Here is a 26,006-nt window from a genome sequence, read left to right as displayed (position 1 = left end):
GTAGAATGTTGTTCCGGTTTTATGAAATTTTAAAAGAATTAGAACATTATTCTGTATTAAAGTCTATTTTTATACAATATCTGCCAGTTTAATATCCTATGATTATCATTTTTAGTTCTTGACAGGTATAAATAAGATTCCAGTTATCAATAAGGTGTTTATTTTCTTATCGGTTCTGTTTCTGATCAAAATTGATTTGTTAAAACTTTTAATAATCTATCGTATTTATGCATGCGTACTTATTCCCTGGTCAGGGCACACAATTCCCGGGGATGGGAAAAAAATTATATGAAAAATCTGAATTGGCTCAGGACTATTTTAACCGCGCTAATGAAATATTAGGATTTTCTATTTCCGATGTAATGTTTGAAGGATCTGCTAAGGATCTGAAACAAACCAAGTATGCTCAGCCTGCTATTTTTTTACATTCCTATATTCTTGCAAAAACCATGGGTACCGATTTTAAGCCCGATATGGTCGCCGGGCATTCCCTGGGCGAGATCTCAGCTCTCGCTGCCATTGATGCCTTAGATTTTGAATCGGCCCTGAGGCTAATCTCCAAGCGGGCTTCGGCTATGCAGAAAGTTTGTGAAGTTGAAAATACCGGAATGGCGGTGGTGGTTGGCTTATATGATGTTATTGTTAAGAATATCTGTGATCAGGTAGATGGGGTAGTGGTCCCTGCAAATTATAATGCACTACAACAGGTGGTGATCTCAGGAGAAAAGAAAGCACTGAAAGAAGCCTGTGAAAAATTAAGGCCAGGCGCCGCTAGAGTTGTAAACTTACCGGTAAGTGGCGCATTTCATTCACCCTTTATGGAGCCCATTATTGAAGAGTTCAGCAAGGCCATAGCGGAAACAGAATTTAATAAACCTATTTGTCCTATTTATCAGAATATTGCCGGAAGACCAACAGAAGATGTGGATCTGATCAAGAAAAACTTAATTGATCAATTAACACACCCTGTAATGTGGAGGCATACTATTCTCCATATGATTGAAGATGGGGCCACTGAATTTACAGAGATTGGCCCCGGAAATTTCTTAAGGGGACTGGTGCTGCAAATCAATAAAAAAATGGTTACACACGGACTTTCATAAACAGCATCCTTTGGTTTCTTCAATCAGGCAAAGAAAATGAACAGACACCCACTATTGGTGTGCAAACTTATTATGTGACATCACCATAGGTGAGGAGAAAGCAGAGCTTCATATTCATAACGGTTTGGATAATTCTCAAAACCTTAATCTATCCTACAGAATAATTTTCACTCTGACGAAATTATCATTTCAACAGTCTTTGTAAGCTACTTTACCTTATTTAGCCCCATAATTATAAAAGAAATCTTATGTTTAAAAAATATCGAATCCTTAAATGGACAGGAATCACTTTACTTGGTTTAATTGTTATAATCTTTTCTTTTGGACTTTGGTTTAAGAGTCTCATACCACCAAAGAATACAACACTAGAAACTATACAAGTTAAAGATTTACCCTACTTGGCAGAAAACGTTCAACCTTTACGGGGCAAAATTTTAGCTGTAGTTACAAGTACGAATACCATGGGAAATAGCGGGAAAAGCACTGGTTATGAATTAACAGAATTGGCACGGGCTTATTATGTATTTAAAGCAAATGGTTTTGAGGTAGATATAGCCAGTCCGTTAGGAGGGAAGCCACCTGTAGTTATAGATGATGATGATATGGGTGCATATGACTTTGCTTTCTTAAATGACTCCATAGCGCAGTATAAAACAAGTAACACAATCCCGGTAAAAGATGTTGTTGCCGAAGATTATGAAGCTGTGTTTTTCGCTGGTGGAAAAGGGGCCATGTTTGATTTTCCAAATAATAAAGCCATCCAATCTATTATACGTGAGTATTATATATCCAACAAGGTTGTAGGCGCTGTATGTCACGGACCGGCTGCACTGGTTAATGTAGCTTTAGATAATGGTCATCAGCTTTTAGAAAATAAAAAGGTAAGTGGTTTTACTAATAAAGAAGAGTTACTCCTTATATCGGATGCAAAATCCATTTTTCCTTTTCTCTTACAAGATAAGTTGGTTGCACAAGGTGCAAGTTTTAATGAAGGAACAATGTATTTAGAAAATATTAGTCACGATAACAATTTAATTACCGGTCAAAACCCCTGGTCTACCTGGATTTTGGCTGAAACTATGATTAAGCAGTTGGGATACAAACCAAAATACAGGGAAATTACTGATGAAGAAAATGCTGTAAAAGTATTAGCAATATATGAAACCCAGGGATCTCAAAAAGCCAAAGAAATGATTAACAGAATGGTTGTGGTAGAAAAGAAACCCATCAATAGAGTACTTATAGCTATGCATAGTATTGTGGCTGCCATGAAAGGTGATGTTAACCGATTTTTTGATATCATTGGTTTGGTTTCGTACGCAAAAAAACATGACTTATAATTGAATAAATAATATTTAAATTTGATAAAAATATTTTATTGTCTTTTTCAGATATTCTTCTCATTATCATAAGTACTGCAGGACTTTTGCACGGGGTGTTATTTGCTGTTTATTTATGCTTTTTTAAGAAGAAGAGAACATTGCCAAATCTATTATTGGGGTTAATACTCATTTTTATGGCTTTCAGGATTGGTAAGTCGGTAATGTTGTATTTCGGGAATGATCTGGAACCAATTTTTATTTTTGCCGGATTAGCATTTTTGTTGCTCATTGGCCCACTTTTAAGATGGTATGTTTTAGCAATGACTCGCCATAATTTTAAATTTTCAAAGAATTACCTGGCAGAGTTAGTCCCTTTTTCGCTGGTCTTTGTGATGAGTTTTTTTGTATCCAGGAAGTGGTTTGAGACGAATAATAAGGAAGTAATTATTGTTTTTGCCAGTGCTCTTATTTTTATTTACCTGCATTTTGCATTTTATATTTTTCTTTCGGGCAGGTTGATACAAAAAGTAAAAAGAGCGTATAGGAACGTATTACAAACAAAATCTCAAAAAGCAATATTTGAATGGTTACGAGTAGTAATTATTGGTTTTATTGCTATTTGGATTTCCTACTTTTTAAATATTATAGAAGACACAGTGCCCTATATCGTCGGGCCAATTGTATACTCTGTTGTTATTTATTTTTTAAGCTATAAAGCGTTTCAATTAAAAACGACAGAAATTGATGGAGATGCGTTTAAGAAGAATGATAACGAATGGTTATACAACAAGATATCTGAATTAGTTATCAATGACAAACTATATCTTGAATCTGATTTATCGCTATCAAGTTTGAGCAAGTTGGTGGGGAAAAGTACTCAAAACACCTCAGAAGTTATTAATCAATACGCTAAACGAAACTTTAACGATTTTATAAATTATTATCGAATACAGGACGCAAAAAGAATGCTGTTAGATGTAACTACCAAAAACTATACAATTTCTACCATAGCCTTTGATGCAGGTTTTAGTACGTTGTCTTCTTTTAATAGCGCATTTAAAAAGTTTGAAGGCACAACGCCTTCTTTATACAAGAAAAGAGGTAGCAATTAACTTATCTGTGGATGTCTTTTAAGAACTATTGGTGCATTAATGTATCCAAAATTGTACATATGCTCTTAAAAATATGATTCAAAGTTATTTTTTATAAATCAAGTTTATGCTTTTTCATTGCCCTGCGGTAGTTCATGGCTACTGTATCAAATTTTAAATGAAGTTCTTCCGTAAAATCAAAAGGTACTTGTTTGGGTCTTTGTGATTCTACAACACGTTTATCCTGATCAAATATAACTTGTTCAAAATCCTGTAAAATAGACTCAGGTTCATCGTGGTCATAGTTACGTCCAATAATACAGTATCCACGGCAGCTGTTATGTGAAATGGGTTGTGAAGCAAAGAAATAAACCATCCCTTTTTCTCCTCCCCAACCCAGACGGAGAACAATTGTGTAGGGGAGGTGCAACTCATAAACACTGCGTCGCTCTGGTTTAACTATCTCCTCATTGGCAAAAATGGGAAAATCATCACTATTGGCAGCTTCTGGTCTTACTACCGAATAATGCAGCACAGCATCTTTTACTGTTACCTTACAATCGGGTACCACAGGCCGTTCCGGGTCTCCTAATAAGCCGGGATGTACCCATGGAAAATGACCAAAATCTGTAAAATTTTCAACCTGCCGGGAACTATCACTGTTCCAATCGAAGGGACCGGTATTTACCAATTTCCAGTCACTATTTTCATATTCAGGTATTTCAGGTAAATGAAATTCAGGCTTTTTCAGGGCAACCCATACCAAACCAAATTTTTCCTGACAATAATAGGTGGGGGTCTTTGCTTTACCCGGTATCTCGGCATCCGGAGCCTGAGGAATTAAAACACAAGCACCCTTTTTATCATATTGCCAGGCATGATAGGGACATACCAGACAATCCTCTTTAATCCAGCCTAAGGACAAGGCGGTTCCCCGGTGAATACACAAATCGCGCATAGCATGTGGGCGGTCATCAGAAGTTCTCCATACAACAATGGGTTCATCCAAAAGAACCGTTCCATAGGGTACATCAGCCTTTATTTCATGACTATATCCAATGGGGTGCCAGCAGGCAAATAGGCGCTCAGGAAAGCTTGTTTGCTTGGTTTTCATTTTAGAAATTGGATTTGGATTAACAGCCGTTTATGTAAATGTAAACAAAAGCAAAATATTTGTACAATATTCCAATATGTTCTGGTTGCTACATAGATAGATACATACAGCCGCCATGGAATATTATGTAACAGAGAAAAAGGATATACTGATTAGATAATTAAATAGCATCTTCCATAACTTCCAGCCATGATGGAATTTTTATGGGAGAAGATTTCAGATAGATAAAAAGGGTTTCAATTGCCAGGGTGTAAAATAAGAGGCTAAGATTAATCTCCATCGTACTGAACAAGCTTGTGTAAATGTCATAAACCGCAGAGGTAATTCCGAACACTTTGATCGCTTTGGTTATTATGAGGATTAACAGATGATACATTGGTCTTCTTTTTTGTTCTCTTTAAGGTATAGACGACAGAAAAATTATTTTGTTACAGTACTATGCATAAAAAGGTACTATTTTATGTAATTTTTAACATAATTTAACATATACTGATGGAAGGGAGGTGTGCGAATAGATCTATCTGGTGGATGATTATATGAGACGGCGGGTTCGTAAACTGGCGTAATTAGCACTTCTTTTTCATTGCCACCGCTCCGTCTCGCAGAAAAAAGTAATAAAACCCGGGTACGAGGTTCGTGAATACCTTAATGGAAAAATAGACAAGCACTAAACACTCATTATATGTCCCGATAGCTATCGGGAGGAGGGGAGTAAAACCGAAAAGCCTTTTTGCTTTGAGATTCATGAATTCCTTATTTAAAGAATACCCAGCTATGAATAAATGTGTATGAAATGAACATTATAAAAATATATTTAATCAACTATGTAGTTAACTAACTATATTTATTATATTTGTTATAATAAATATTGTAAATGGAAAAAGATTTCATAAAAGAGCTCGGTTACAGGGCTTTAGACAACAGATTAAAACGCATTAGCGATAGAATGTCTCATGACACGAGAAAGTTCTTCAAACAAATTGATATAGATGTTGAACCAAGTTGGCATTTAGTATTCAAATTATTGCGGGAATATGAAATACTAACAATGGTTGAAATAGCTCAACAGTTAGGTTATACACATCCATCTATGGTAGTTATGCTTAAAAAAATGACCGCTAAAGGTTATATAGTTTCTGAAAAGGATGCTATAGACAAAAGAAAACAAAATATAAAACTAACTCAAAAATCTATTGACCTGCTTCCTGAATTAGAACAAATATGGAACAGTTGCGAGGATGCTATATACAAAATGCTAAAAGAAGATTTATCTATTCTTAAGCATCTTGATGAAATTGAGGCATCATTAAAAACTACTCCTTTTAACGAACGCTTTTACAACGAATACAAAAAACAAAAAAGATGACAACTCTCAACAGCAATCAACAAAAAAATCCAGAGCTTACAAGAAGAGGAATGATTAAAACTTTAGGGTTAGGGCTCAGTTTTACAGCACTTCCTTCTTTTATGTCATCAGCAATGACAGAAGTATCTATAGATGCTTTAGATCATGGAGAACACATTATTCCGGTTAGGAAAAATGAATTAATTGAAATGCAAAAATTTATTGAAGAATGTATTGCTGCCAACAAAGAGTCTAATCCCCAGGAAGCGGTGAAAGAAGTTTTAGCCAGAGGTGTTTCTAATCCACAAGCAATGATGAAAGCGATTGGTGAACCGACAGAAGCAGGGTTGAAGGTGTTTCTACGCTCAAAAGACTTAACCATTTTTGCAGCTTCATGGACACCTCAAATGAACCTAATGCCACATAACCATCATATGTGGGCAAATATTGGAATATATACCGGAAGAGAAGACAATATAATATGGGAACGAAATAAGGGGAGTTTAGAAGCACATGATGTTCGATGTTTATTTGCCGGAGATGTCGCAACATTAAACACAAATGCCATACATTCTGTGACAAACCCACTACCTAGATTTACCGGAGGGCTTCACATTTATGGGGGTGATTTTTTTGCTACTGAGCGAAGCCAGTGGGATCCGGATACACTTAAGGAAGAACCCTCTAATGGTGATGTAATCCGAAATATTTTCAAGAAAGCTAATGAACAAATGCGTAGAATGAAAAACAATTAGTTTTAGTCTCAACTTTTAAAAAGTAATATAATGAAGCGGGAGTTAATTTCAAGTGGTAGTCCTTATGAAGATATCGTAGGATTTAGTCGTGCTGTACGTGTTGGACCATATATTACTATTGGAGGAACAGCTCCAATGGATACAAACGGAAATACAGTAGGAATTGGCGATATTTCAGCACAAACCAAACAATGTCTGGAAACCATTAAAATAGCATTAGAAAAAGCTGGATCAAGCTTAGATGATGTAGTTAGAACCCGAATGCTACTGATAAATATTGAAGATTGGAAAGCTGCTGCCGAAGTAAGAGCATCATATTTTAAAACTATTAAACCTGCTGATACAATTATGCAAGTTTCTCGTTTTATTAATCCCGATTGGTTAATTGAAATTGAAGTAGATGCTATTGCAACCTCATAAAATTTGAGTAATCCTGTACCGGGTGGTAAAATAGGATACGGGGTATCATATTAACGAAGGAGCCAGGTAGTGCTATGGCATATCATATCTTCATTGATTTTTTACTTTCTAAAAACTTCTTTTAAAAGGTAATGAAACCGCTTGCGGTTTATGAGTACCTATTTATTAAATAACGTGCGCGAATAGCACTTTTATGCCACCCGAAAGGGTAGGGGAAACCGAGCTTGCGAGATTCACAAATACCTTTGAAGAAAAATATTGCAACTATGAGTAATGCGGAGCACACGCAGCCATGGCGAAGATGAGTGTAGAATGAGATTAACTGACTAAGTTTTCTATCTTATTCAATGCCTGGATAAAATTTTTATTCCCTCTTTTTATTCCTAGTTTTACCTGAACACCTAATTTTTTACTTATGAACCTAAATACCAAATCAAAGCAACAACATACATACGATGCTATCGTCGTAGGGACTGGTATAAGTGGCGGCTGGGCGGCAAAGGAGCTTTCTGAAAAGGGCTTGAAGACATTGGTGCTGGAAAGAGGAAGAATGGTAAAGCATCTTAAGGATTACCCTACAATGAATCTAAACCCTTGGGAACAACCCTATGGCAACCGATTGACCCCTAAGGAACGCCGAGAAATTTACCCTGTTCAAAGTAGATCATCATATGCTATCGATCAATCAACGAAACATTTCTTTGTCAAAGACAATGAAAATCCATATGAGCAAAAGAAACCTTTTCTTTGGACACGGGGATATCAAGTTGGCGGAAGGTCACTCATCTGGGGGCGATGGGCTTATCGAAGAGGAGATTTAGAATTTGGTGCTAATGCTCGTGATGGCGTTGGTTTGGATTGGCCAATAAGATACAAGGATATCGAGCCCTGGTACGACTATGTTGAGTCGTACATTGGTGTGAGTGGATCAAGTGACGGATTACCTCAGGTACCCGATGGAAAGTTTCTACCGCCATGGGAAATGAACTGTTTGGAAAAGCATGTAGCAGGCAAAATTGATGAACATTTCACTAACCGTAAATTGACAATTGGGAGGACTGTCAACCTCACCAGGCCGCATGGTGGTCGTGGCAAGTGTATGGCACGTAACAAATGTCGAAGAGGTTGTCCATTTGGTGGTTACTTTAGCAGTAATTCGGTTACACTAATTGCTGCTGAAAAGACAGGCAACATGACATTGCGACCAAATTCGATTGTGCACACCATCCTGTATGACAAGCATACCAAAAAAGCCTCTGGGGTACAAATAGTAGATACCGAGACAAAAGAAACTATCAAGTACCATGCTAAAATCATCTTTCTATGTGCATCGACCCTTGGCAGTACCAGTATTCTGCTCAATTCAGTTGCCAATAGTTTCCCGGATGGTTTGGCGAACTCGAGTGGAGAGTTGGGACATAATCTGATGGACAATCATTTCCAGGTAGGTGCATATGGTACTTATAACGGTCTTGAGGATCAATATCACAAAGGTAGGCGTCCTGTAGATGTGTTGGTTCCCAGATTTCAAAACCTTGATGCTAAGACGAAAAGGAAAGACTATCTACGAGGATTCAGCACCTATGGCTGGTCTGGTCGCGAGGGGTGGGATAGAGGCTTTGGAGGCAATGATTTTGGAGCTGAATGGAAGAATGGTTTAACCAAACCTGGTCCCTGGACCTTTACATTTCTGGCCTTTGGCGAATGTTTACCCGATCATAAGAACAGAATTTATTTGGACCCCAACAAGAAGGATCCCTGGGGACTGCCGATGTTGGTCACCGATATGGAATTTGGTGAAAATGAATCAGTCATGCGAAAGGAAATGATGACTTCCAGTGCAGAAATGCTCGATGCTTCCGGATTCAAAGATATCCATACTTATGACGATCCAAGTGAGCCAGGTTTGAGCATACACGAAATGGGTACGGCGAGAATGGGTGTAAACCCGAAGACCTCTGTACTCAATAAATGGAATCAAGTACACGATATCCCGAACATTTTTGTGACAGATGGCTCATGTATGAACTCTAATGGTTGGGGGAATCCTTCACTGACTTATATGGCACTAACGGCCAGGGCATGTGACTATGCTGTAGATCAACTTAAAAAAGGAAATCTATGAGCTCAGATAAAATTAATAGAAGAAAGGCCTTAGAAAGGACTTCCATATTGCTGGGAGGGGTGTTAACTACTTCAATTTGGACAGGCGTACTTAGTGGCTGTGAAGCTCCAAAGGAACTTGACTGGTCGCCAAAATTCATGACCAGGGATGAGGCAATGTTAACAGAAATAATTGTTGATATTCTCATTCCGCGTACTGAAACGCCTGGAGCATCCGACGCATTAGTGCATCGCTTCATCGACGAAATGTTGGACGGGTATTTTAATCCAGGCGAACAAAAGACAGTTCGGGATGGCTTGACAGAACTACAAGAGACCGGATTTTCAGATTTAAGCAATAATAAAAGAATCGAGGTCTTACTAGATTTGTCCGGTAAGGCCGGGCAAGGAAGCCCGGAGTCTTTTTTTCAACTCATGAGGAGCACGACCTTATTGGGCTATTTCACCTCCGAGGTAGGGGCTACCCAGGCATTGGCCCATGATCCTATTCCAGGAACTTATGAAGGATGTATTCCAATAAACAAGTACGGCGGTAAATCCTGGTCTGAGAGTTAGGCTTATTATTTGTTATCCAATATTTTAATAGTACCCTCACCAGCGTACAACTCTCTACCAAAAAGTAAATGGTTAAAGACTTTTCCTTTCTTAAAATCCAGTACCTGACTTACACCCGTACCACTTTCCTCACCCCAGGTGATAAAAAGTTTGTCATTGGAGATCCATTCAGCGATATAAATTTCTTTCCCTTTAAGCCCTGCTTCATTTCCTTTCATTGCTTGCCAGTGCAATGTAGAATCTGTATCAAAAGTGAGATGATACACATTTTCATCATATTGATATTCCAAAGTGCGATTGATCAATTCCACTTTATCACCCTTAGTAGGCGTACAATGCATCAGCGGCAGTGTCAGAAGGCACAAAAGAAGGCTGTTTAATCCTTGTTTCAACTTCTTATCGTTTGTTAGGAGGGAAATCTAATCATAAGCCATGAAAGGAACAAGTGTTTTTGGTAAGAAAATCATTGAGGTATATTTTATAATTGAAATGCGAAGCATTCATGATCTCCTCAATAAGTAATAAATAATCCTCGTGAGTAATTATAGCTTACGAATATGAACAAACTTTCCAGTAAAACGGCTTTGACATACGCGAGAAAAAGTGATTGCCCTGAGGGTAATCACTTTTTTCGGCGAGCTGATGCGGCTGCGACGATATAAAACACTTACATGTTGTTATATCTACAATTATATCAATTACAGGATATGCGCCGATTTGCACATTAGTCATATTTGAACTATAATTTATATTATGTCAAATAGAATATTTCTGTTCTCCCCTTTATTAACATGTTTTGCTTAATTCCCAACCGCACCCTATCACCCTTATTTTAAGCCATTAACGGTTTAAATGCCACCAGGGATACATCCGCTTCTTACGTGTGCTGGCGAATAATCCTGCAAACTCTTAATATTACGTTAAACGAATTATTAATACAGCTCACCGAAAAAATCAATTCTTCGGATAATATTGCAAATTGCTTTATATAAATTCGTGTGAGAAAAGAACCCTTAAAAAAAAGAAAATGAAAAATGTCCCTTATTTTTTGATGTTATTCACTATGGTCCTGCTTACGAGCTGTAGCAGTGACGATAACATAGAACCAACTGGAGTAAATGAAATTATTGTAGATGAGCAGGCATATAATTTGACTGCCGTAAATGGCTCCGGAATTATTGGCACAGTTACCTTTACCAGAGATAGTAATGAGAATACTACGATCCTGATTGAGCTGACTAATACCAATACTGAAGAGCACCCGGCCTACGTCCGATTTAACAATGCCGCTGAAGGTGGCCCTATTGCCATTACCTTAGAACCTTGCACCTGTGCCGTAAGTACTACTGTTGTAACACAGCTTGATGATGGTACGCCAATTGATTTTGATAAACTTTTAAATTTGGATGGGCACGTAAGTATCCAGGAAAGTGTCACGAACCCAGATTTGCTAGTGTCTATAGCGGATATTGGGATCAACGCAAATTAAGTATCCCTTCCATAAAAAATATAAATATACCCTGACTTTAAAAATAGTCAGGGTTTTTGATTTTAAAGAAATCTTTTTAGGGCAATTCTGGAATTCAGTTAAAGTGAGTGCACAGTATTAGTGGTTAAAAACTACTAAAGTCAAATAAGTCCCTATCTAGAAGTAGATGCAGATATGAAATTTCCAATTGTCGGAATATTTGACTGTCTCGACGAAAAAATTAGTTTCTTCTATTAAATTTTAGTAATATTCCTTAATTTTGTGTAAGAAAATAACCCTCAAAAATTAATTCAAAATGAAAAATGCCCCTTTTCTATTGATAGTATTTGTTATTGCCCTGCTTTCCAGTTGTAGCGGTGACGATATTGAACCCACTGGCATAAATGAAATTATTGTCGACCAAATAGATTACAATCTGACTGCCATGAATGGCTCAGGTATTACCGGTAAAGCCACATTTACCAGAGACAGTAACGATAATACCAGCATTTTAATTGAGCTGGTCAATACAAATACCGATGAGCATCCCGCTTATGTAAACTTTAATAGTGCAGCTGAAGGTGGCCCTATTGCCATTACCTTAGAACCTTGCACCTGTGCCGTAAGTACTACTGTTGTAACACAGCTTGATGATGGTACCCCAATTGATTTTGATAAGTTATTAAATCTGGACGGCCATGTAACTATTGAGAATAGTCCTTCAAACGACGAATTAATTGCTGTGGTAGATATTGGTATCAACGCAAATTAAATATCCCTATATAAAACATAAAATAAAACCCCGGCAGTATTTAAAGTCAGGGTTTTATTTTTTGAGTAACTATCTTATTACTCAAAACTTTTTCCAGGCCCGGGAAACACCTAAGTTGATATTAGAAGATGTTATATTACTACAAACCCTCCGGGCTAACATCTTCTTTAGGAAGCTCCGAGACTTTTCCTATGTATCTGATAAAGTTGCGTTGTGAACTATTAATGTGGATATGACTGTTTAAGTTGTTAAATAGAGTTATTGTTACTTTGTATACTTCTGTCTTCTCTTTAATACTAAAAAGCAGTGTATAAGTGTTTTTGTTTGAATTCTTTGAACTCTTGAATTTATTGGGAACCCCTTTAAATTCAATGGCATTTCTATCACCATAACCTCCTGTCATCTGGCGCTCTCCAAAAAATGGTAAATACGCCGAAATAGTATCTCCTTCTACTTTTAGATAATTTGGATTTCCAATTAAACTTATGTTACTGCCGGAATTTCCCGGCGGCAATAACCCACTACTTGCAACGCTGTTCATCGCGTTCGTATTCATTGGTTGGGCCCATTCGGATTCAATGATAAACGATTTTTGCGCTACCAGATTATCAAGTACCTGATTTTGTATGCTCGTTGTTGCCGCTTTTTCAGAACTTCCACAGCTCCATAAAATCACCATTAAACCTAATATAACTAATCGATACCTCATCTCGTTTTGTTATAATATACTAATAATCAATAAGATATGAATTATAATGTATTTTATTATTAAAATTATTATAAAATTTATACCTCCCTCCTCTTATCCCAAACGTTTCCGAAGTAATCGCTGCTTGTACCAAAGGTTTAACACCAAACCCCCTATAATCATACCCATCCCCACAAAACTCCAGATAAAATATTCTTCACCTAAAAAAACCACCCCAACAATTACTGCAAAGAAGACTTCTAAATATTTTAATGGCGCAATCACATTTGTTTCGCTCATTTGAAATGCTTTGGTCATGAATAGCTGGCCAAAATATCCAAAAACACCGAGACTCAGCAATAAAAACCAATCGATTCCCACAGGAGTTTTCCAATCAAAAATGGATCCTATACCTCCTATCATTGTAGCTATACACATAAAATAATTTACAATAACCACCGGATGCTCCCTGCTACCAATTCGCCTAATAATGATATATACCAAACCACTAAAAACTGAGGATATAAGAACTAAACCCAAGCCAATAAATGGAATACTCCGGTCAAAACCTTTTAACACAATTACGCCTAAAAAGGAGATCAAAAAGAATAGCCATTGTATGGGTCTGACATTTTCCCTGAGCAATAAAATGGCGAAAATGGCCGCAAAAATCGGTGCAATATATCGCATTCCAACAGCAGAACCAAGAGGTATATAATGCAGGGCCATAAAAAATAAAACCATTGAAGTAGAGCCTACTAAACCTCTTAATACCAAAAGTTTACGATGGGTTCCCAAAATGGGTATACCCCTGCTTAACAAATAGCCAAAAGTAAAGAAAAGAGAACCGAGCGACCTAAAAAAAACCAATTGATAGGCACTGTAAGTAGTCAGGAATTTCAAAAGCCCATTCATGGCCGTAAAGGCCAGGGTGCTCAACAGCATAAAATAAACAGCCTTTTTGAAATCCATTAATGAGTTTAAACTGGTATGGGCAAAGATAGGATAAGTGGGTATTTCCACCTATATCTCTGGGGATGCCCCTGGTAGAAAGTTCCCTTAGAATTGCACTACCGAAACATAGGCAGTTTTTATCTTGCTAACATCTTTGGTAAAATCGGTCCAGGCAAAGTATACCTTATCACCTACCAATTCCATTTGAGGGAATCCTGAATTACGAGACCCATCCATTTGAGTAACTCTTATAGCTTCAGATTTCTTTCCGGTTCTGGCAATTTTTACTGCCTTTAATTGTGCCTTGCTATCTTTAGATTCCATCCAACTTACGATTGCCGTATCCGCATCCAGTAATACTATATCCACCCTTCCAATTGCATCGGCCTCATCTACCTGTATCGGAGGGTCGAAATGCTCTCCTCCATCATTTGAAAATACCAGATTTACCTTAGGCTGATCCCCGGCAGCCGTAAACCAGGCCACGGCCAGATTATTTCCCAAACTCGCTACCTTTGGGCCGTTTACAGGACATCCATTTATTTGCCAATTATCACTATGTATAACTTTAGGGGCTGTCCATTTACCTTCAACCTGTCTTACAATGCTTATATCCCTTATTTCTTCCTCAGAACGGTCTCTGTAGATCACCACGGGTCCATTGGTAGTGATTGCTGCTGTCGTCTGACAGCAATCACAGCTTCGGTTATCCAGGAGGGTGTCTTTACTAACTTCTCCCTTTTCAGAAACTATAGCAGCTCTTAGTGTCATGGCACCACGGGAGCCGTCCTCCTTTTCCAATGTATTACGGCCATCGAGCCAGGTAACAAAAAAGGAGCCAGCCTTACAGGGCACGGCAGTTACAAATCCATGTTCAGTCTGGGTGCCATCAGTATGTAAGGCTAGATTGGTAGCCCAGTTTATAGATCCCTTAGGGAGTACATTTAGCTTTACATCATAGGAATAGGTACCTGCAGACGATTTCTTTAATACATGTGACAATAAATTCCCTTGATTTTCAACAATCATTGGAAAATCGGCCCAATTTACAAACCAATCAGTACCTTGTAAGATTTCATGGGGAGTCTGCCACTCCCCATCTTTCAATTCTGCATAACGCAAGGAAACAAGGGTATCCCCCTTTTTTTCTACCCAGGACATCAGGGTCTTATCTCCGTTGGAAAATAAATTAGGTAAGGAACTATTTTCCCCGGCCGGTGAATCTATATGATTTACTAATTCCGCATCTCTTTTTAGGGGTTCTGAACAGGATATCAGCAAACCAATTAAAATGGCCAGCCCGCAAAAGGTGTAGCTTTTCATTTAATGAGTATCTTTTAATTTTTGAATCACTTCCGGGGAATCCCAGGTAACTCCTCCAACAATTTTTTCTACCTTCTCCCCTTCTTCATTATAAATAAATGTGGTTGGCAGGGAATTAATTTGTTGATCCGTCCACGAGCCGCTGTATTTAATAAATATAAAATCAAATTCCCGTTCCTCTTTAAACGCTTTAATAACACCCAAAGACTGGTCTGAGGCTAATAAGAAAATATAGTTTTCTTTTTCTAGTATAGCCTGTGAACGCAGCAGCGATGGCATCTCTTCTAAACAGGGCCTGCACCAGGTAGCCCAGTAATTAAGGAGTATTCTTTTTCCCTTATAATCTGAAATTGCAATCGGATTTCCATCGAGATCTTCAAATTGGCTTGCAGCTTCTGTAATTTTTTCGGAGTTATTGGCTTCTTTACGACTAGAATACTTGTCCTTAACGGCCTTTTTACAACTTATTAGAAGTGCAAGTATTGTTATAAATATGGAAATTCTTAACCGCATAAATTCCAATTATTTGGCCCGAAAGTAATTAAAAATAGGAACAATTGGAAAAGATTAGTTTCTTTAGGTAAGCCAAAGAAGTTACTCTTCAAACTTGTTGTTAGCCAACAAAATTTTATTAAGCTGTTTGGAGCCATTATTCTTATACAGATCACGTATAAGTTTTTGGCGTTTGTTCTCGGAAATCTCCAGAGAATCAATCAGGGCCCTCATTAAAAGAATTTCTTTTCGGCGTGCTTCCTCAGCAGCCAGATAATCCGGTTCGAATGTAAAGAGCATTGGGCCTTCTTCCTCTTCTGCCATTAATCTAGCCTCTTTTTGAGGCCTTTGCTGGGCAAGAAGATCATTTGTACTTAGAGCGCATAACCCCATGCAAAATAAAAGCAATTGAACTTTTTTCATTTTTAATGTCTCATGTTCGAATTCAAATTAAGCCATTTTTCTTAACTAACCATAAGTTGTGGTTGATAAAGCTTCTTATTCGATAAATAGCTCATTGTATCGATAAATGATCTGAGTTTTTTTATTTGTTTTTCCCAAATAATTACGTTTTAAGTACGCGTACTTTTATAGACTTACTAATTGGAGTTTGACTTCTATCCGCATAGTGATTATATGGCACCAATACATTCGTCTCGGGAAAATAAGCTGCCAAATTACCTTTCGGGATTTTATAAGGCAAAACCTTAAAGTTATAAGCTGTCCTGGTTGAAGAATCGTAAGTGCTGCTCAGATTTACAACCTCCATTTTCTCCAGGCCATTTTTCGCCATGTCCTCAGGGTTCATAAAGACTATTCTTCTCTCATTATATACCCCCCGGTATCTGTCGTCCATACCATATACCGTAGTGTTAAACTGGTCGTGAGACCTTATTGTCATCAGCATATACTCGTCGGCTTCCAGATTATGCTCCGGAAGTTTGTTAATTGTAATTTGTGCTCTTCCCCCTGATAATTTGCTAAAATCGAGTTCCCTCACATTATTTGGCAAATAATAACCCACTCCCTGGGCTCTTAATTCTGTGTTTTCAAAACCCCTGGCTACATTATCTATCATTTCCCTGATCCTGCGATAATCACTTCCCAGAGCCTTCCAGTCCATGACGTGCCTCCCTTTAAAATAGATATCTGCCAGTTTTGCAATCAATTCCGGTTCACTTTTCAATTGTTCCGAAGGCGCTTTTAGAACCCCCAATGAACGGCGTACCCTTCCCATGCTATTTTCCACAGTAACAAAACGGTCTTTGCCATCATTGTTTTCCTTTTCTGAACGGCCATATGTAGGAAGAATTAAGGCTACTTTTCCGGTAACCAGGTGACTACGATTTAATTTGGTGCTTACTTGTACCGTTAATTGGCACCTTTGGATAGCTTCGGCGGTATAATCAGTATCCGAGGCCGCCATTAAAAAATTTCCTCCAAGAGCCATAAATACTTTAGCTTTTCCCTCGTACATGGCTCTCATAGCTCCTACCACATCCAAACCTTGCTCTTCAGGCGGTGTAAACCCCAAATGGGTTTTAATTCGCTCATTAAAGGCTTTATCAACATAGTGCATAATTCCAACACTGCGGTCGCCCTGAACATTTGAATGCCCTCTTACCGGGCATGTACCACTAAAAGGCTTTCCAATAGCTCCTTTAAGTAATAGAAGGTTTACATATTCCCTAATTGTTTCCACCCCGTTTTTATGCTGAGTTAGCCCCATGGCCCAACAAACGATAATTTTCTGCTTATTGGCTAATAATTTTACCGCGGTATCTACACTTTCCATAGATACACCACTTAACTCCAAAAGCTTTTCATTGGTATAAGCATCCAGGTCAGTCAATAAGGCTTCTGCTCCCACGGTATACCTATCAATAAAGTCGTGATCGAATACATTTCCCTCAACCTTATCCAGTGCAGCCAGCTTTTTCAGAATCAATTTTAGTAAGGGAATGTCCTGGTTTATATTAACCGCAAGATGCAGATCCGTGATTTTCTCCCCTGAACCCAATAGACCCTTTAAGCTTTGCGGGTTTTTAAATTTCACAAGACCCGATTCTTCCAGGGGGTTTATACTAATGACGCTCCCACCGTTTTCTTTGCATTTTTCTAGTGCGGAGAGCATCCTGGGATGGTTTGTACCTGGATTTTGTCCGGCTACGATAATCACTTCTGCACCATACAAATCTTCCAGTTTCACAGATCCCTTTCCTATTCCCAGTGTTTCAGACAGGGCCACCCCACTTGATTCGTGGCACATATTGGAACAATCTGGTAAATTATTGGTCCCAAAAGCTCTTGCAAAAAGTCCATATAAAAAGGCTGCCTCGTTACTGGAGCGTCCCGAGGTATAAAAAATAGCTTCGTTAGGGCTATCTAAATTATGTAACTCATCCGCAATAAGCGCAAAGGCTTCTTCCCAGGAAATAGATGTATAATGCACACTTCCTGCTCTTAAAATCAAGGGTTCCGTAATCCTGCCAAGTTTGTTTAATTCATAATCGGTTCGTAAGGACAATTCTTCTACGGAGTGTTTCTCAAAGAATGCAGCTCCAATATGGGAAGTAGTTGCTTCATCTGCCAGGGCTTTTGCACCATTTTCACAGTACTCCCCTATTTTGGATGGTTTTTCAGGATCTGGCCAGGCGCAACTGGGGCAGTCAAAACCTTCTTTCTGATTCATACGCATTAAGGTGGTCATAGCTCGAAAAAACCCCATTTCCTTAAAGCTATGTTTCATGGCGGCCGAAATCCCTTCTTTTCCGGCGGCATAAGGCTTGGGTTCTGTTACTTTGATCTCTGAAAATGCATCCGGACCCCTGACGCAAACATTTCTTTTAGAATTGTTTTCTGCCATATACTTAAAGTAATTCTTTAGGATTAGGATAGTTATCGGACTGGTCCTCCTGACGCTCGTCCAGGCAGGTAAAATCCTTTTCTAATAATAGAAATAAACTGTCATTATTTTTAAATTCCATGGTTTCACTAAAACCAACCTGCTCTGTTTGGTGCCAATTATTTCCGAGGAATTTGGGAAGATTCAGGGAAATAGTATTGTTCTCAAATTGGGCGGTAAGTTGTTCAGTGTCCGCGACCAACTTTATGGCGTAGGTAAAGACTGTAGTATCAAAAGCGGTCCGATCCTCTATATACCCTTTGGTACAAAGCGTATCCACCTCTGAACGCGTAAGTCTGAAACGGACCGAATTGCCTAAAACCCTAATCTTCATGGTTGTACAGAATATCTCTTCCTAAATGTACAACATATTCGGATTTATACATCTTTTAACTGTTAAGAGATTAATTAAGAGAGGAAGCTGACAAATGTCATAGGTGATCTTCTTCATAGGAGAGAATTTTGTACTCTAAACTGATATGATTATGACTACTAAAAATATTACACAAACCAGCCATGCTACCAATGCTGTTTACGGTTTGGGCGTTGTAGGGGCTGCAGTGTATTATATTCAAATGGCCACAAGCTTTTGGGCCGGAGTCATAGGGTTTATTAAGGCCCTATTATGGCCCGCATTTATTGTTTATGAAGTCTTAAGGCATCTGGAATTATAAGCACAATTTTCGTATCTTAAGTTCCTTAAACATTGAATCTTATGAAGAATCTGGTTCGCGCCATTGTTGCCGCTATTGGTGCTAGAAAAATAGGAGGCGGACGATGTGGTTGTATTGGAACCGTAGTAGTATTTATTATACTGTATTGGCTGTTGGGTTATGTCTTTGAATTATTCTGAGTTTTATCCCATGAAATTATTCCTGTAGATCCCATCTATCTTATATGATTCTTTCTTGGGATTGGTGTATTTTTGCCGGATGGTAAAAAAAGAGCAATCCCAATTGGAATTTGTGGCCCTGATGGCAGCATTAATGTCTATTGCTGCCCTGGCTTTGGATGCCATCTTACCAGCCCTTGATATTATTGGAATTGCAGTAGGTGCAACAAATCCTTCTCAAAACCAATTACTAATTCTGTTATTCTTTCTGGGCTTGGGTGTAGGACCCTTGTTATTTGGCCCTATTTCAGACAGTGTTGGCCGTAAACCAGTTGTTTACATGGGTTTTGGGCTCTTTATTTTTGCCAGTCTTCTTTGTGTTTATGCACCAACCTTTGAACTAATGATCATAGGACGCATTCTGCAGGGCATTTCATTGTCCGCGCCACGTACCATAAGTATTGCTATGATACGAGATACGTACAGTGGTAATTATATGGCGAGGATCATGTCATTTGTTACTGTAATATTTATCCTTGTACCCATCATTGCTCCAGCAATGGGTAAATGGATCCTGGATTTTTACGGTTGGGAGGCAATTTTTCATGTACAGGTCTTTTTCAGTATTCTGGTTTCGTTTTGGTTTTGGAAGAGACAACCAGAAACATTAATTCCTGAGAAAAGAACATCCTTCCGTTGGGGTGTTTTTATTGACGGGTACCGTGAATTGTTAAATTACAGGCAGACCATGTTGTTTACTATTATCTGGGGCTTTATAACTGGCTCTTTTTTAGTTTACCTGAGTACCTCACAGCAAATTTTCCAGGAGCAATACGCCTTAAAAGAGTCTTTCCCATATATTTTTGCGGCTCTGGCAATTACTATTGGTGCTGCAACTCTGCTTAACGGCACATTGGTATTGCGTTATGGTATGCTTAGACTAGTAACCGTTGCTATGGCAGCCTCCGTGCTAATCTCTTTGGTCTATATTGTTTTATTTGCCAGAACCGGGAATCCCCCATTTGGAATCCTGCTCACTTTTTTTGCATTACAGTTCTTCGCAGTTGGCTTCCTATTTGGCAACCTGCGCTCCCTTGCTATGGAACCGGTTGGTCATATTGCGGGTATAGGTGCAGCTATTACAGGCTTTATTGCGACAATTATGGGTGTTGCTATTAGCGCCTATATCGGTCAATTTATAATAGATAGTGTTCTTCCAATGTTTATAGGGTTTTTGGCTTGCGGGTTAATCTCATTTGGAGTATTGGCCTATTTCTTTCTGGGGAAAAGAGGTGTTCCAAGCCCGTTTTAACTACCTAAAGTTTTGATCCCCCAGCGATCTGCTTTTGGGTTATAGGCTGACACCCTTGTTAAAGTCTCAAATTTTCGGTACCTTAAGAAGGCTTTTACACCACCCCGGTGTACCTAAGTTTCGTCTCATTCGAACAGCTCCCCTTTAATTTTGAAAACACAACTTTTGACTATGAAGAAAATATATCTTTTCGTACTTCTTACATTTATTGGTTTACACCTTACAGCGCAATATCAGGTTTCTACTTGTGAAGAACTCGAACTTCGCCCAATTACACCGACAACTGCAGATTCACCCGGTGAAGATATCTTGAAAATTTATTATGAGGAAGATGATGAAGGTATCGGAGGTCTTGGCTGCTATGCCCATCATCACCCCAATGGAAAGGATTTTGTAATAACTCCATACAGTTGGGGAAGAGAACCATCCTTAGCAAAAAAAGGTTTAATAAAAGACGCAATGGACGCCATAAGTGATGCAAGAGCAGAGTATGTAAATTATGGTACTATGGAAAATAAATTGTATTACCTACTGGATAACTTAAATTACAGCCATACCGGAATAGCTAAATGGATCGTAGATGACAGTTGCTGGATGAAATCTGGAGTTCCCACTCTGGAAGGAAGCACCGGGGATGCACGAAAATTAATCTTTGCGCACGAAATAGGACATTGCTTTGTCATGGAAAATGTCAGATACCTCGTGAAATTTTACAGGTCTTTGAATGCCTGGTTCGACGAAAGTGTTGCAGAGTATCTGGCTTCTGAAGTATACAAGGAAGTGAATACCGAACATAGCAGTGCAATATCGTTTGATCTTGATGGAAAAGCCTTTACGCAACCTTATGACGCCTATGTACTTTGGAAATATTACGCAGACAAATATGGTAAATCTGCTGTTGTCCCTTTAATGAACCAACTCACCCAAAGAACTACCCGAGGGGAACGGCTTGAATTTATGAGATCCTCAGATTTTGATCAGTTCTATCAACATTTTCTTTTTGACTTTTATCAACTCGCTATACACGACTCCGGAGGAGGTTACATTCCAAATGAAGGACCCACAGCTCGGTTACAATATGATCCTGTAACCAGCGGTTCCAGTATCTCATTACCAGATCTTGAACCGGAACGTCTTCAACTGTTTGAAATCATTATTCCCCCTGGACATCAATTGACCTTACACCCTCCCGAAGGGACAGATTATTCATATTTCCAGTCACTTGTTGTAGAAGGGGGTGTAGCGCTAAAGGACTGGAACTCAACCGTAACAATTGAGGGAGACTGTGCCTATTCTATGTCTATGCATGTTCTAATGTCTCATTTAAATAGTATTCCTTTAACTAATCTGGAGATAAATTATGAACTAAAGGCTAAAACGGATTGCTGCAGTGAATATTCCGGAACATTTGATGCATGTCTAATTGGCACTTGGGAGGTTGATATTGCCACTTTAGGAAGCACCTTGGAAAGGGATGTAACCGGAACTATTGAAATAACTTTTGAAGAAAACCCTACTGGGCAGGTGACCTCTGAATTTCAAATTAAAATTCCCCGACGTGAAAGTGCAAATTACAGGTCACACAAAGGAACGCTCTCTGCATGCATGATTCCTCTGGAAAACCCCGGCTCTATTAAACAGTTTAAACTTTCAGGTGCAACTTTGGGTTTAGCTAACACGCACATTAGATATAGAAGCTATAATGGGGAAGTTATTGATATCACACCGGATGTTATGGAATTCCTTGAAAGGACAACTTTTAGTTATAAAAATTGTACTCCTACCATGATGTTTGGCTGGAATGTAATAAAATTAAACAAGGTGCGATAAATATTCAGCTATAACCAGGAAATGACAATAACCAGTTATTGGAAAGATGATTAAATAGCCCATGGTATATTAATTACCACGGGCTATTTAAGCATGTTATTATTTTTAATTTTCAATCATTCCCTGACCTTCTATCCAGGGGGCTCCTGCTGCTTTCAGCTGGGCTTCGAGGGAAGGTAATTCTGAATTCACAAAGCCATTGAGATTTGCTTTAAGAGTCTTTAACTCTGACTGAGCCACTCCAAATGACGCTTTATGATTAGCGGTTGGACCATAAGTGCTTGTAGATAGGGCCCGGCGGCCAATGGAATTCCCTGAATTAGGGCTTGGCGCATTCCTTTCCCCAATTTCATTTTTAGCCGGATTACCATTTATCCTGGAATCCATTTTCTGAAGCATAGACCTAGCATCGTGCAATTTCTGAACCAGTTCAGCGGAAGGCGATGTTGCATTTTGTAAAGCGCGTTGCATGGCATTAACTTTCAGAGTACTCTCTTTTAAAACCGTTTTTGTAGCCTTCAGGTCTTGCTGAAAAGCCTGATACTTTTCTGTAAACGCGGCTATCTCTTCATAAGAAGCACCTTTTAGAGCCCCTTCGGCAAGAGGAACTACCTTAAAGTTCTTTGTACTGCCCAATTGTACCATCTGACCATCCACCATTTTTGATAAGGTAACGGAATAGTCACCGGGTGTAACCATAATACTACGGTCATAGTTGTTCCCTGTAGCCTTAGGCGGATTTAGGTCCTCCCCGCTTCTATCGGCGATATCCAATGCCCAGTTGACCTGGTTAAAACCTTTTTTGTTGGTTCCCTTTACCACTTTAACTACCTGGCCCTTACTGTTTTTTACGGTAAGGAACAAACCGGGTTTTTCCTGAACCTTTTCAGCTTCCAAAGCGTCCCATCCGGGAAAAGGAATCGAGGTTTTACCCTTTTCTGCAATTTTACGGGCAGACTTTAAAGAAACAAGTGAATCTTTTAGGTAATAGGTGAAAATAGCTCCAAATTCCGGATTTTTAGCCACGTACTGATTACTGCCTTGTGCGTAGCGCGCAGACTTGGGTACATACCAGTAGGCTGGTTTTACATCAAATAATGTTCCTTCTGCGTTTTTTACATTGTTGTCAAACTCCCGTAGCGGGGTAATATCATCCAGAACGTAAAAACCTCTTCCAAATGATGCGGCAACCAAATCGTTTTCCCTTCTTTGGATAGTAATATCACGTATGGCAATAGTGGGTAAACCTCCTTTTAACTGGCTCCAGCTACCTCCTCCGTTCGCAGTAAAATAGACGCCGTTTTCCGTTGCTGCAAAAAGTAAATCCTGTTTGATATGATCCTGTACCAAACGCCAGGTAAGCAGTCTCTTCGGGAGATTTCCGTTCATTAAACTCCAGGTACGACCCTTGTCGGAACTTTTTAACAAATAAGGCTTAAAGTCCCCGTATTTGTGATTATCTAAGGCTGCATAAACAATATTTGCATCAAACAGGTCGGCTCGTACATCATTTACAAATGGTGTTGCCGGTACACCTTTTATAGCGCTTAATTCAATCTTACGCCAATTAGTACCTCCGTCTTCTGACACCTGTATAATTCCATCATCGGTACCTGCGTAAAGTAAACCTTCCTGTTTAGGAGATTCAGCTAATGAAGTAATCGTGTTATAGTTAGACATGGCATTTACATCCCAGGCATTGTCCCAGCTCATTTGTCTGCCCATAATAGGAAGCGCCAGCCTCTCCTGATTGCGTGTAAGGTCTTTAGAAACAGCCTGCCATTCATCTCCTCTGTTCTCGGATTTCCAGACCCGTTGTGAAGCAAAATAGATACGGGTGGGTTTATGTGGACTTACCAAAATAGGTGCATCCCAGTTAAAACGCCCTGCCGGCTCTCCCAAAGCGGGTTGTGGTTGGATGAATACCGTCTCACCCGTGGTCTGATCTACGCGCCATAGAACACCCTGTTGAAATTCCCCATAAGTAATGTCAGGATTCCCGGGTTCTGTGGCGGATTGATGACCATCGGCTCCCAGCGTAATCCACCAGTCAGAATTTAAGATCCCGGCCTCATTTCTGGTTCTGGATGGACCACCATGAGACCCATTGTCCTGTGTTCCTCCATAAATATTGTAAAATGGTTTACTATCATCTACAGCCACCTTGTAATATTGGGTCACCGGAAGGTTTGAAACAAATTTCCAGGTCTTTGTAAGGTCAAAACTTTCATATAAGCCACCATCAGTACCAAATAGCACATAATTGGGATCAGAAGCCTTAAAGGCCATAGCATGACTATCTACATGTTTTCCTTTTTCGTTCATATTCACGAACGTTTTACCGTGATCATCCGATATTTTAACATAGTTGTTCATCAGGTATAACCTTCCTTCCTTATGTGGGGAAGCGTATAATTCCTGATAGTAATGCGGGCCGGTACCTCCCGAAACAGTATTGGATTTCTTGGTCCAGGACTGTCCCCCATTGGTGGACACAAAAACACCACCTGTAAGGCGTTCCAATTCAATGGCAGCATAGATCATATTATTATTAAATGGATTCATGGCCAGGCCAATCTTACCAAGTCTTACTTTTGGGATTCCGGTGGTCAATTTTTCCCAGGTCTCTCCCCCATCAGTACTTTTGTGAATTCCTGAACCGGGGCCTCCGCCCATATAAGCAGCAACCGTCCTGTGTCTGTCCCATGTTGCCGCATATAGCACATCAGAGTTTGTGGGATCAATCAGAAGGTCGGTGGCACCTGTCCATTCATCATTTCCCAGGGTTCTGTTCCATGTAGACCCGCCATCGGTAGATTTATATACACCGCGTTCCCCGCCTTTACTCCAGAGCGGGCCTTGTGCAGCCACCCAGATAATATTCGAATTTTCGGGATGAATTATGATCTTAGAAAGATGTTCAGATTTCTTCAGGCCCATATTTTTCCATGTCTTTCCGTCGTCGTGACTAACGTAAATACCATCGCCAAAACCGACATGACGGCCTCCTACATTTTCGCCTGAGCCCACCCAAATAGTACTGGGAGTAGATTGATCGATAGTGACACAACCTATGGAATAAGTAGTTTGCTTGTCAAAAACAGGTTTCCAGGTAGTCCCGGAATTAGTCGTTTTCCAAACCCCACCTGAGCCAATGGCTATATACCAAACATTCTCATTTTTAGGGTGAATAGCTATATCAGCCACACGGCCGGAGGTAAACGCCGGACCTAAACTTCGGAAATTTAATCCTTGATAAGGGTCTTCTTTAGCTTCCTGAGCCCGGGTGTTAAATACTAATCCCAGGCCAAAAATAAATGCAAGAGCATAACATCTGCTGATCTTCATAAATGTATAAGTTTTAGAAGCCCGAATGTAATTAAAATTTAATAAATTTTTCATCTTTAAGTATTAAAAATACGATGAAATAAAGGCATCTAAACATTCATTTAAAAGGCCAAAAGATGTATCCGCCAAAGGTGACTTGAAATAATTGGGGTTTTAAAAATAGAGAAGTTTTAATATATATAAATTAATATAAAATGCTATTAGTAAGTATTTTATATAATTACAAGATAAAAACTGAAGTTCTATTGCACTA

General features: G+C 39.1%; 25 protein-coding genes. 14 read left to right on the top strand and 11 right to left on the bottom strand.

What is annotated here, in order from left to right; translation table 11 throughout:
- Positions 1-227: 227 nt before the first annotated feature.
- The 3 genes from fabD (at position 228) to ABJH90_RS02400 (ending at position 3,537) form a co-directional block, all read left to right on the top strand.
- A complete protein-coding gene (gene fabD, locus ABJH90_RS02410; protein WP_348141978.1) occupies positions 228-1,103 on the top strand; it encodes an ACP S-malonyltransferase in 876 nt (291 codons plus the stop codon).
- Positions 1,104-1,351: 248 nt separating this feature from the next.
- On the top strand, positions 1,352-2,443 hold the full coding sequence (locus ABJH90_RS02405) for a type 1 glutamine amidotransferase domain-containing protein (protein ID WP_348141977.1): 1,092 nt from the start codon (positions 1,352-1,354) through the stop codon (positions 2,441-2,443).
- Positions 2,444-2,619: 176 nt separating this feature from the next.
- Positions 2,620-3,537 (top strand): helix-turn-helix domain-containing protein, encoded by a 918-nt coding sequence (locus tag ABJH90_RS02400; RefSeq protein WP_348141976.1) that lies wholly within the window; start codon positions 2,620-2,622, stop codon positions 3,535-3,537.
- Between the two features lie 91 nt (positions 3,538-3,628).
- On the opposite strand, the gene ABJH90_RS02395 is transcribed toward ABJH90_RS02400, so the two are convergent.
- Together ABJH90_RS02395 and ABJH90_RS02390 are read right to left on the bottom strand one after the other, a co-directional pair.
- Positions 3,629-4,630 (bottom strand): aromatic ring-hydroxylating dioxygenase subunit alpha, encoded by a 1,002-nt coding sequence (locus tag ABJH90_RS02395; RefSeq protein ID WP_348141975.1) that lies wholly within the window; start codon positions 4,628-4,630, stop codon positions 3,629-3,631.
- 160 nt (positions 4,631-4,790) lie between these two features.
- Entirely contained in the window at positions 4,791-5,006 is a 216-nt protein-coding gene (locus ABJH90_RS02390) for a hypothetical protein (RefSeq protein WP_348141974.1), read from the bottom strand.
- Between the two features lie 498 nt (positions 5,007-5,504).
- Here ABJH90_RS02390 and ABJH90_RS02385 point away from each other — a divergent pair, with 498 nt between their 5' ends.
- The 5 genes from ABJH90_RS02385 (at position 5,505) to ABJH90_RS02365 (ending at position 9,829) form a co-directional block, all read left to right on the top strand.
- Positions 5,505-5,996, top strand: coding sequence for a MarR family transcriptional regulator (locus ABJH90_RS02385; protein ID WP_348141973.1), 492 nt, complete (start codon positions 5,505-5,507; stop codon positions 5,994-5,996).
- A complete protein-coding gene (locus tag ABJH90_RS02380; protein ID WP_348141972.1) occupies positions 5,993-6,730 on the top strand; it encodes a hypothetical protein in 738 nt (245 codons plus the stop codon). The genes ABJH90_RS02385 and ABJH90_RS02380 overlap by 4 nt, the downstream gene beginning before the upstream one ends.
- A 30-nt stretch (positions 6,731-6,760) precedes the next feature.
- Positions 6,761-7,150 carry a RidA family protein gene (locus ABJH90_RS02375; RefSeq protein ID WP_348141971.1) on the top strand — a complete coding sequence of 130 codons (390 nt, stop codon included), beginning with the start codon at positions 6,761-6,763 and terminating at the stop codon, positions 7,148-7,150.
- 415 nt (positions 7,151-7,565) lie between these two features.
- The gene (locus tag ABJH90_RS02370; protein WP_348141970.1) at positions 7,566-9,275 is read left to right on the top strand and encodes a GMC family oxidoreductase; all 1,710 of its coding nucleotides are present in this window, start codon (positions 7,566-7,568) and stop codon (positions 9,273-9,275) included.
- Positions 9,272-9,829 (top strand): gluconate 2-dehydrogenase subunit 3 family protein, encoded by a 558-nt coding sequence (locus ABJH90_RS02365; RefSeq protein WP_348141969.1) that lies wholly within the window; start codon positions 9,272-9,274, stop codon positions 9,827-9,829. Before ABJH90_RS02370 ends, ABJH90_RS02365 begins: the two co-directional genes overlap by 4 nt.
- 5 nt (positions 9,830-9,834) lie before the next feature.
- On the opposite strand, the gene ABJH90_RS02360 is transcribed toward ABJH90_RS02365, so the two are convergent.
- Positions 9,835-10,221, bottom strand: a complete 387-nt coding sequence (locus tag ABJH90_RS02360; protein ID WP_348141968.1) for a hypothetical protein — start codon at positions 10,219-10,221, stop codon at positions 9,835-9,837.
- Positions 10,222-10,856: 635 nt separating this feature from the next.
- Here ABJH90_RS02360 and ABJH90_RS02355 point away from each other — a divergent pair.
- Both ABJH90_RS02355 and ABJH90_RS02350 read left to right on the top strand, forming a co-directional pair.
- Positions 10,857-11,318 carry a hypothetical protein gene (locus ABJH90_RS02355; protein ID WP_348141967.1) on the top strand — a complete coding sequence of 154 codons (462 nt, stop codon included), beginning with the start codon at positions 10,857-10,859 and terminating at the stop codon, positions 11,316-11,318.
- Between the two features lie 295 nt (positions 11,319-11,613).
- Positions 11,614-12,069, top strand: a complete 456-nt coding sequence (locus tag ABJH90_RS02350) for a hypothetical protein (RefSeq protein WP_348141966.1) — start codon at positions 11,614-11,616, stop codon at positions 12,067-12,069.
- 139 nt (positions 12,070-12,208) lie between these two features.
- Here ABJH90_RS02350 and ABJH90_RS02345 read toward each other — a convergent pair whose 3' ends face one another.
- The 7 genes from ABJH90_RS02345 to ABJH90_RS02315 form a co-directional block, all read right to left on the bottom strand.
- A complete protein-coding gene (locus ABJH90_RS02345; RefSeq protein WP_348141965.1) occupies positions 12,209-12,778 on the bottom strand; it encodes a DUF4251 domain-containing protein in 570 nt (189 codons plus the stop codon).
- A gap of 93 nt (positions 12,779-12,871) precedes the next feature.
- Positions 12,872-13,729, bottom strand: coding sequence for a DMT family transporter (locus ABJH90_RS02340; RefSeq protein WP_348141964.1), 858 nt, complete (start codon positions 13,727-13,729; stop codon positions 12,872-12,874).
- Positions 13,730-13,816: 87 nt separating this feature from the next.
- Positions 13,817-15,034 carry a hypothetical protein gene (locus ABJH90_RS02335; protein ID WP_348141963.1) on the bottom strand — a complete coding sequence of 406 codons (1,218 nt, stop codon included), beginning with the start codon at positions 15,032-15,034 and terminating at the stop codon, positions 13,817-13,819.
- Complete coding sequence (locus ABJH90_RS02330) at positions 15,035-15,547, bottom strand: redoxin domain-containing protein (RefSeq protein ID WP_348141962.1); 513 nt, start codon at positions 15,545-15,547, stop codon at positions 15,035-15,037.
- A gap of 81 nt (positions 15,548-15,628) precedes the next feature.
- A complete protein-coding gene (locus ABJH90_RS02325) occupies positions 15,629-15,949 on the bottom strand; it encodes a hypothetical protein (RefSeq protein WP_348141961.1) in 321 nt (106 codons plus the stop codon).
- A 142-nt stretch (positions 15,950-16,091) separates the two neighbouring features.
- Positions 16,092-18,392: an FdhF/YdeP family oxidoreductase gene (locus ABJH90_RS02320; RefSeq protein WP_348141960.1), complete on the bottom strand. Its 2,301-nt coding sequence runs from the start codon at positions 18,390-18,392 to the stop codon at positions 16,092-16,094.
- Between the two features lie 4 nt (positions 18,393-18,396).
- Positions 18,397-18,765: a hypothetical protein gene (locus tag ABJH90_RS02315; protein ID WP_348141959.1), complete on the bottom strand. Its 369-nt coding sequence runs from the start codon at positions 18,763-18,765 to the stop codon at positions 18,397-18,399.
- Between the two features lie 151 nt (positions 18,766-18,916).
- On the opposite strand from ABJH90_RS02315, the gene ABJH90_RS02310 reads away from it, so the two are divergent.
- The 4 genes from ABJH90_RS02310 to ABJH90_RS02295 all read left to right on the top strand — a co-directional run bounded on the left by ABJH90_RS02310 (position 18,917) and on the right by ABJH90_RS02295 (position 22,405).
- Complete coding sequence (locus ABJH90_RS02310) at positions 18,917-19,105, top strand: hypothetical protein (RefSeq protein WP_348141958.1); 189 nt, start codon at positions 18,917-18,919, stop codon at positions 19,103-19,105.
- A gap of 41 nt (positions 19,106-19,146) precedes the next feature.
- Positions 19,147-19,284: a hypothetical protein gene (locus tag ABJH90_RS02305; RefSeq protein ID WP_348141957.1), complete on the top strand. Its 138-nt coding sequence runs from the start codon at positions 19,147-19,149 to the stop codon at positions 19,282-19,284.
- A gap of 79 nt (positions 19,285-19,363) precedes the next feature.
- Positions 19,364-20,575, top strand: coding sequence for a multidrug effflux MFS transporter (locus ABJH90_RS02300; protein ID WP_348141956.1), 1,212 nt, complete (start codon positions 19,364-19,366; stop codon positions 20,573-20,575).
- A 171-nt stretch (positions 20,576-20,746) separates the two neighbouring features.
- Positions 20,747-22,405, top strand: a complete 1,659-nt coding sequence (locus ABJH90_RS02295; RefSeq protein WP_348141955.1) for a hypothetical protein — start codon at positions 20,747-20,749, stop codon at positions 22,403-22,405.
- A gap of 105 nt (positions 22,406-22,510) precedes the next feature.
- Here the strand turns inward: ABJH90_RS02295 and ABJH90_RS02290 are convergent, their stop codons facing one another.
- Complete coding sequence (locus ABJH90_RS02290; RefSeq protein WP_348141954.1) at positions 22,511-25,753, bottom strand: glycosyl hydrolase; 3,243 nt, start codon at positions 25,751-25,753, stop codon at positions 22,511-22,513.
- Between the last annotated feature and the right edge of the window lie 253 nt (positions 25,754-26,006).

It is taken from the genome of Eudoraea sp. (genome assembly GCF_039969275.1).
GTDB lineage: Bacteria > Bacteroidota > Bacteroidia > Flavobacteriales > Flavobacteriaceae > Eudoraea.
The sequence above is the reverse complement of the archived record's forward strand: the minus strand, read 5'-3'. Positions and strand labels throughout refer to the sequence as shown.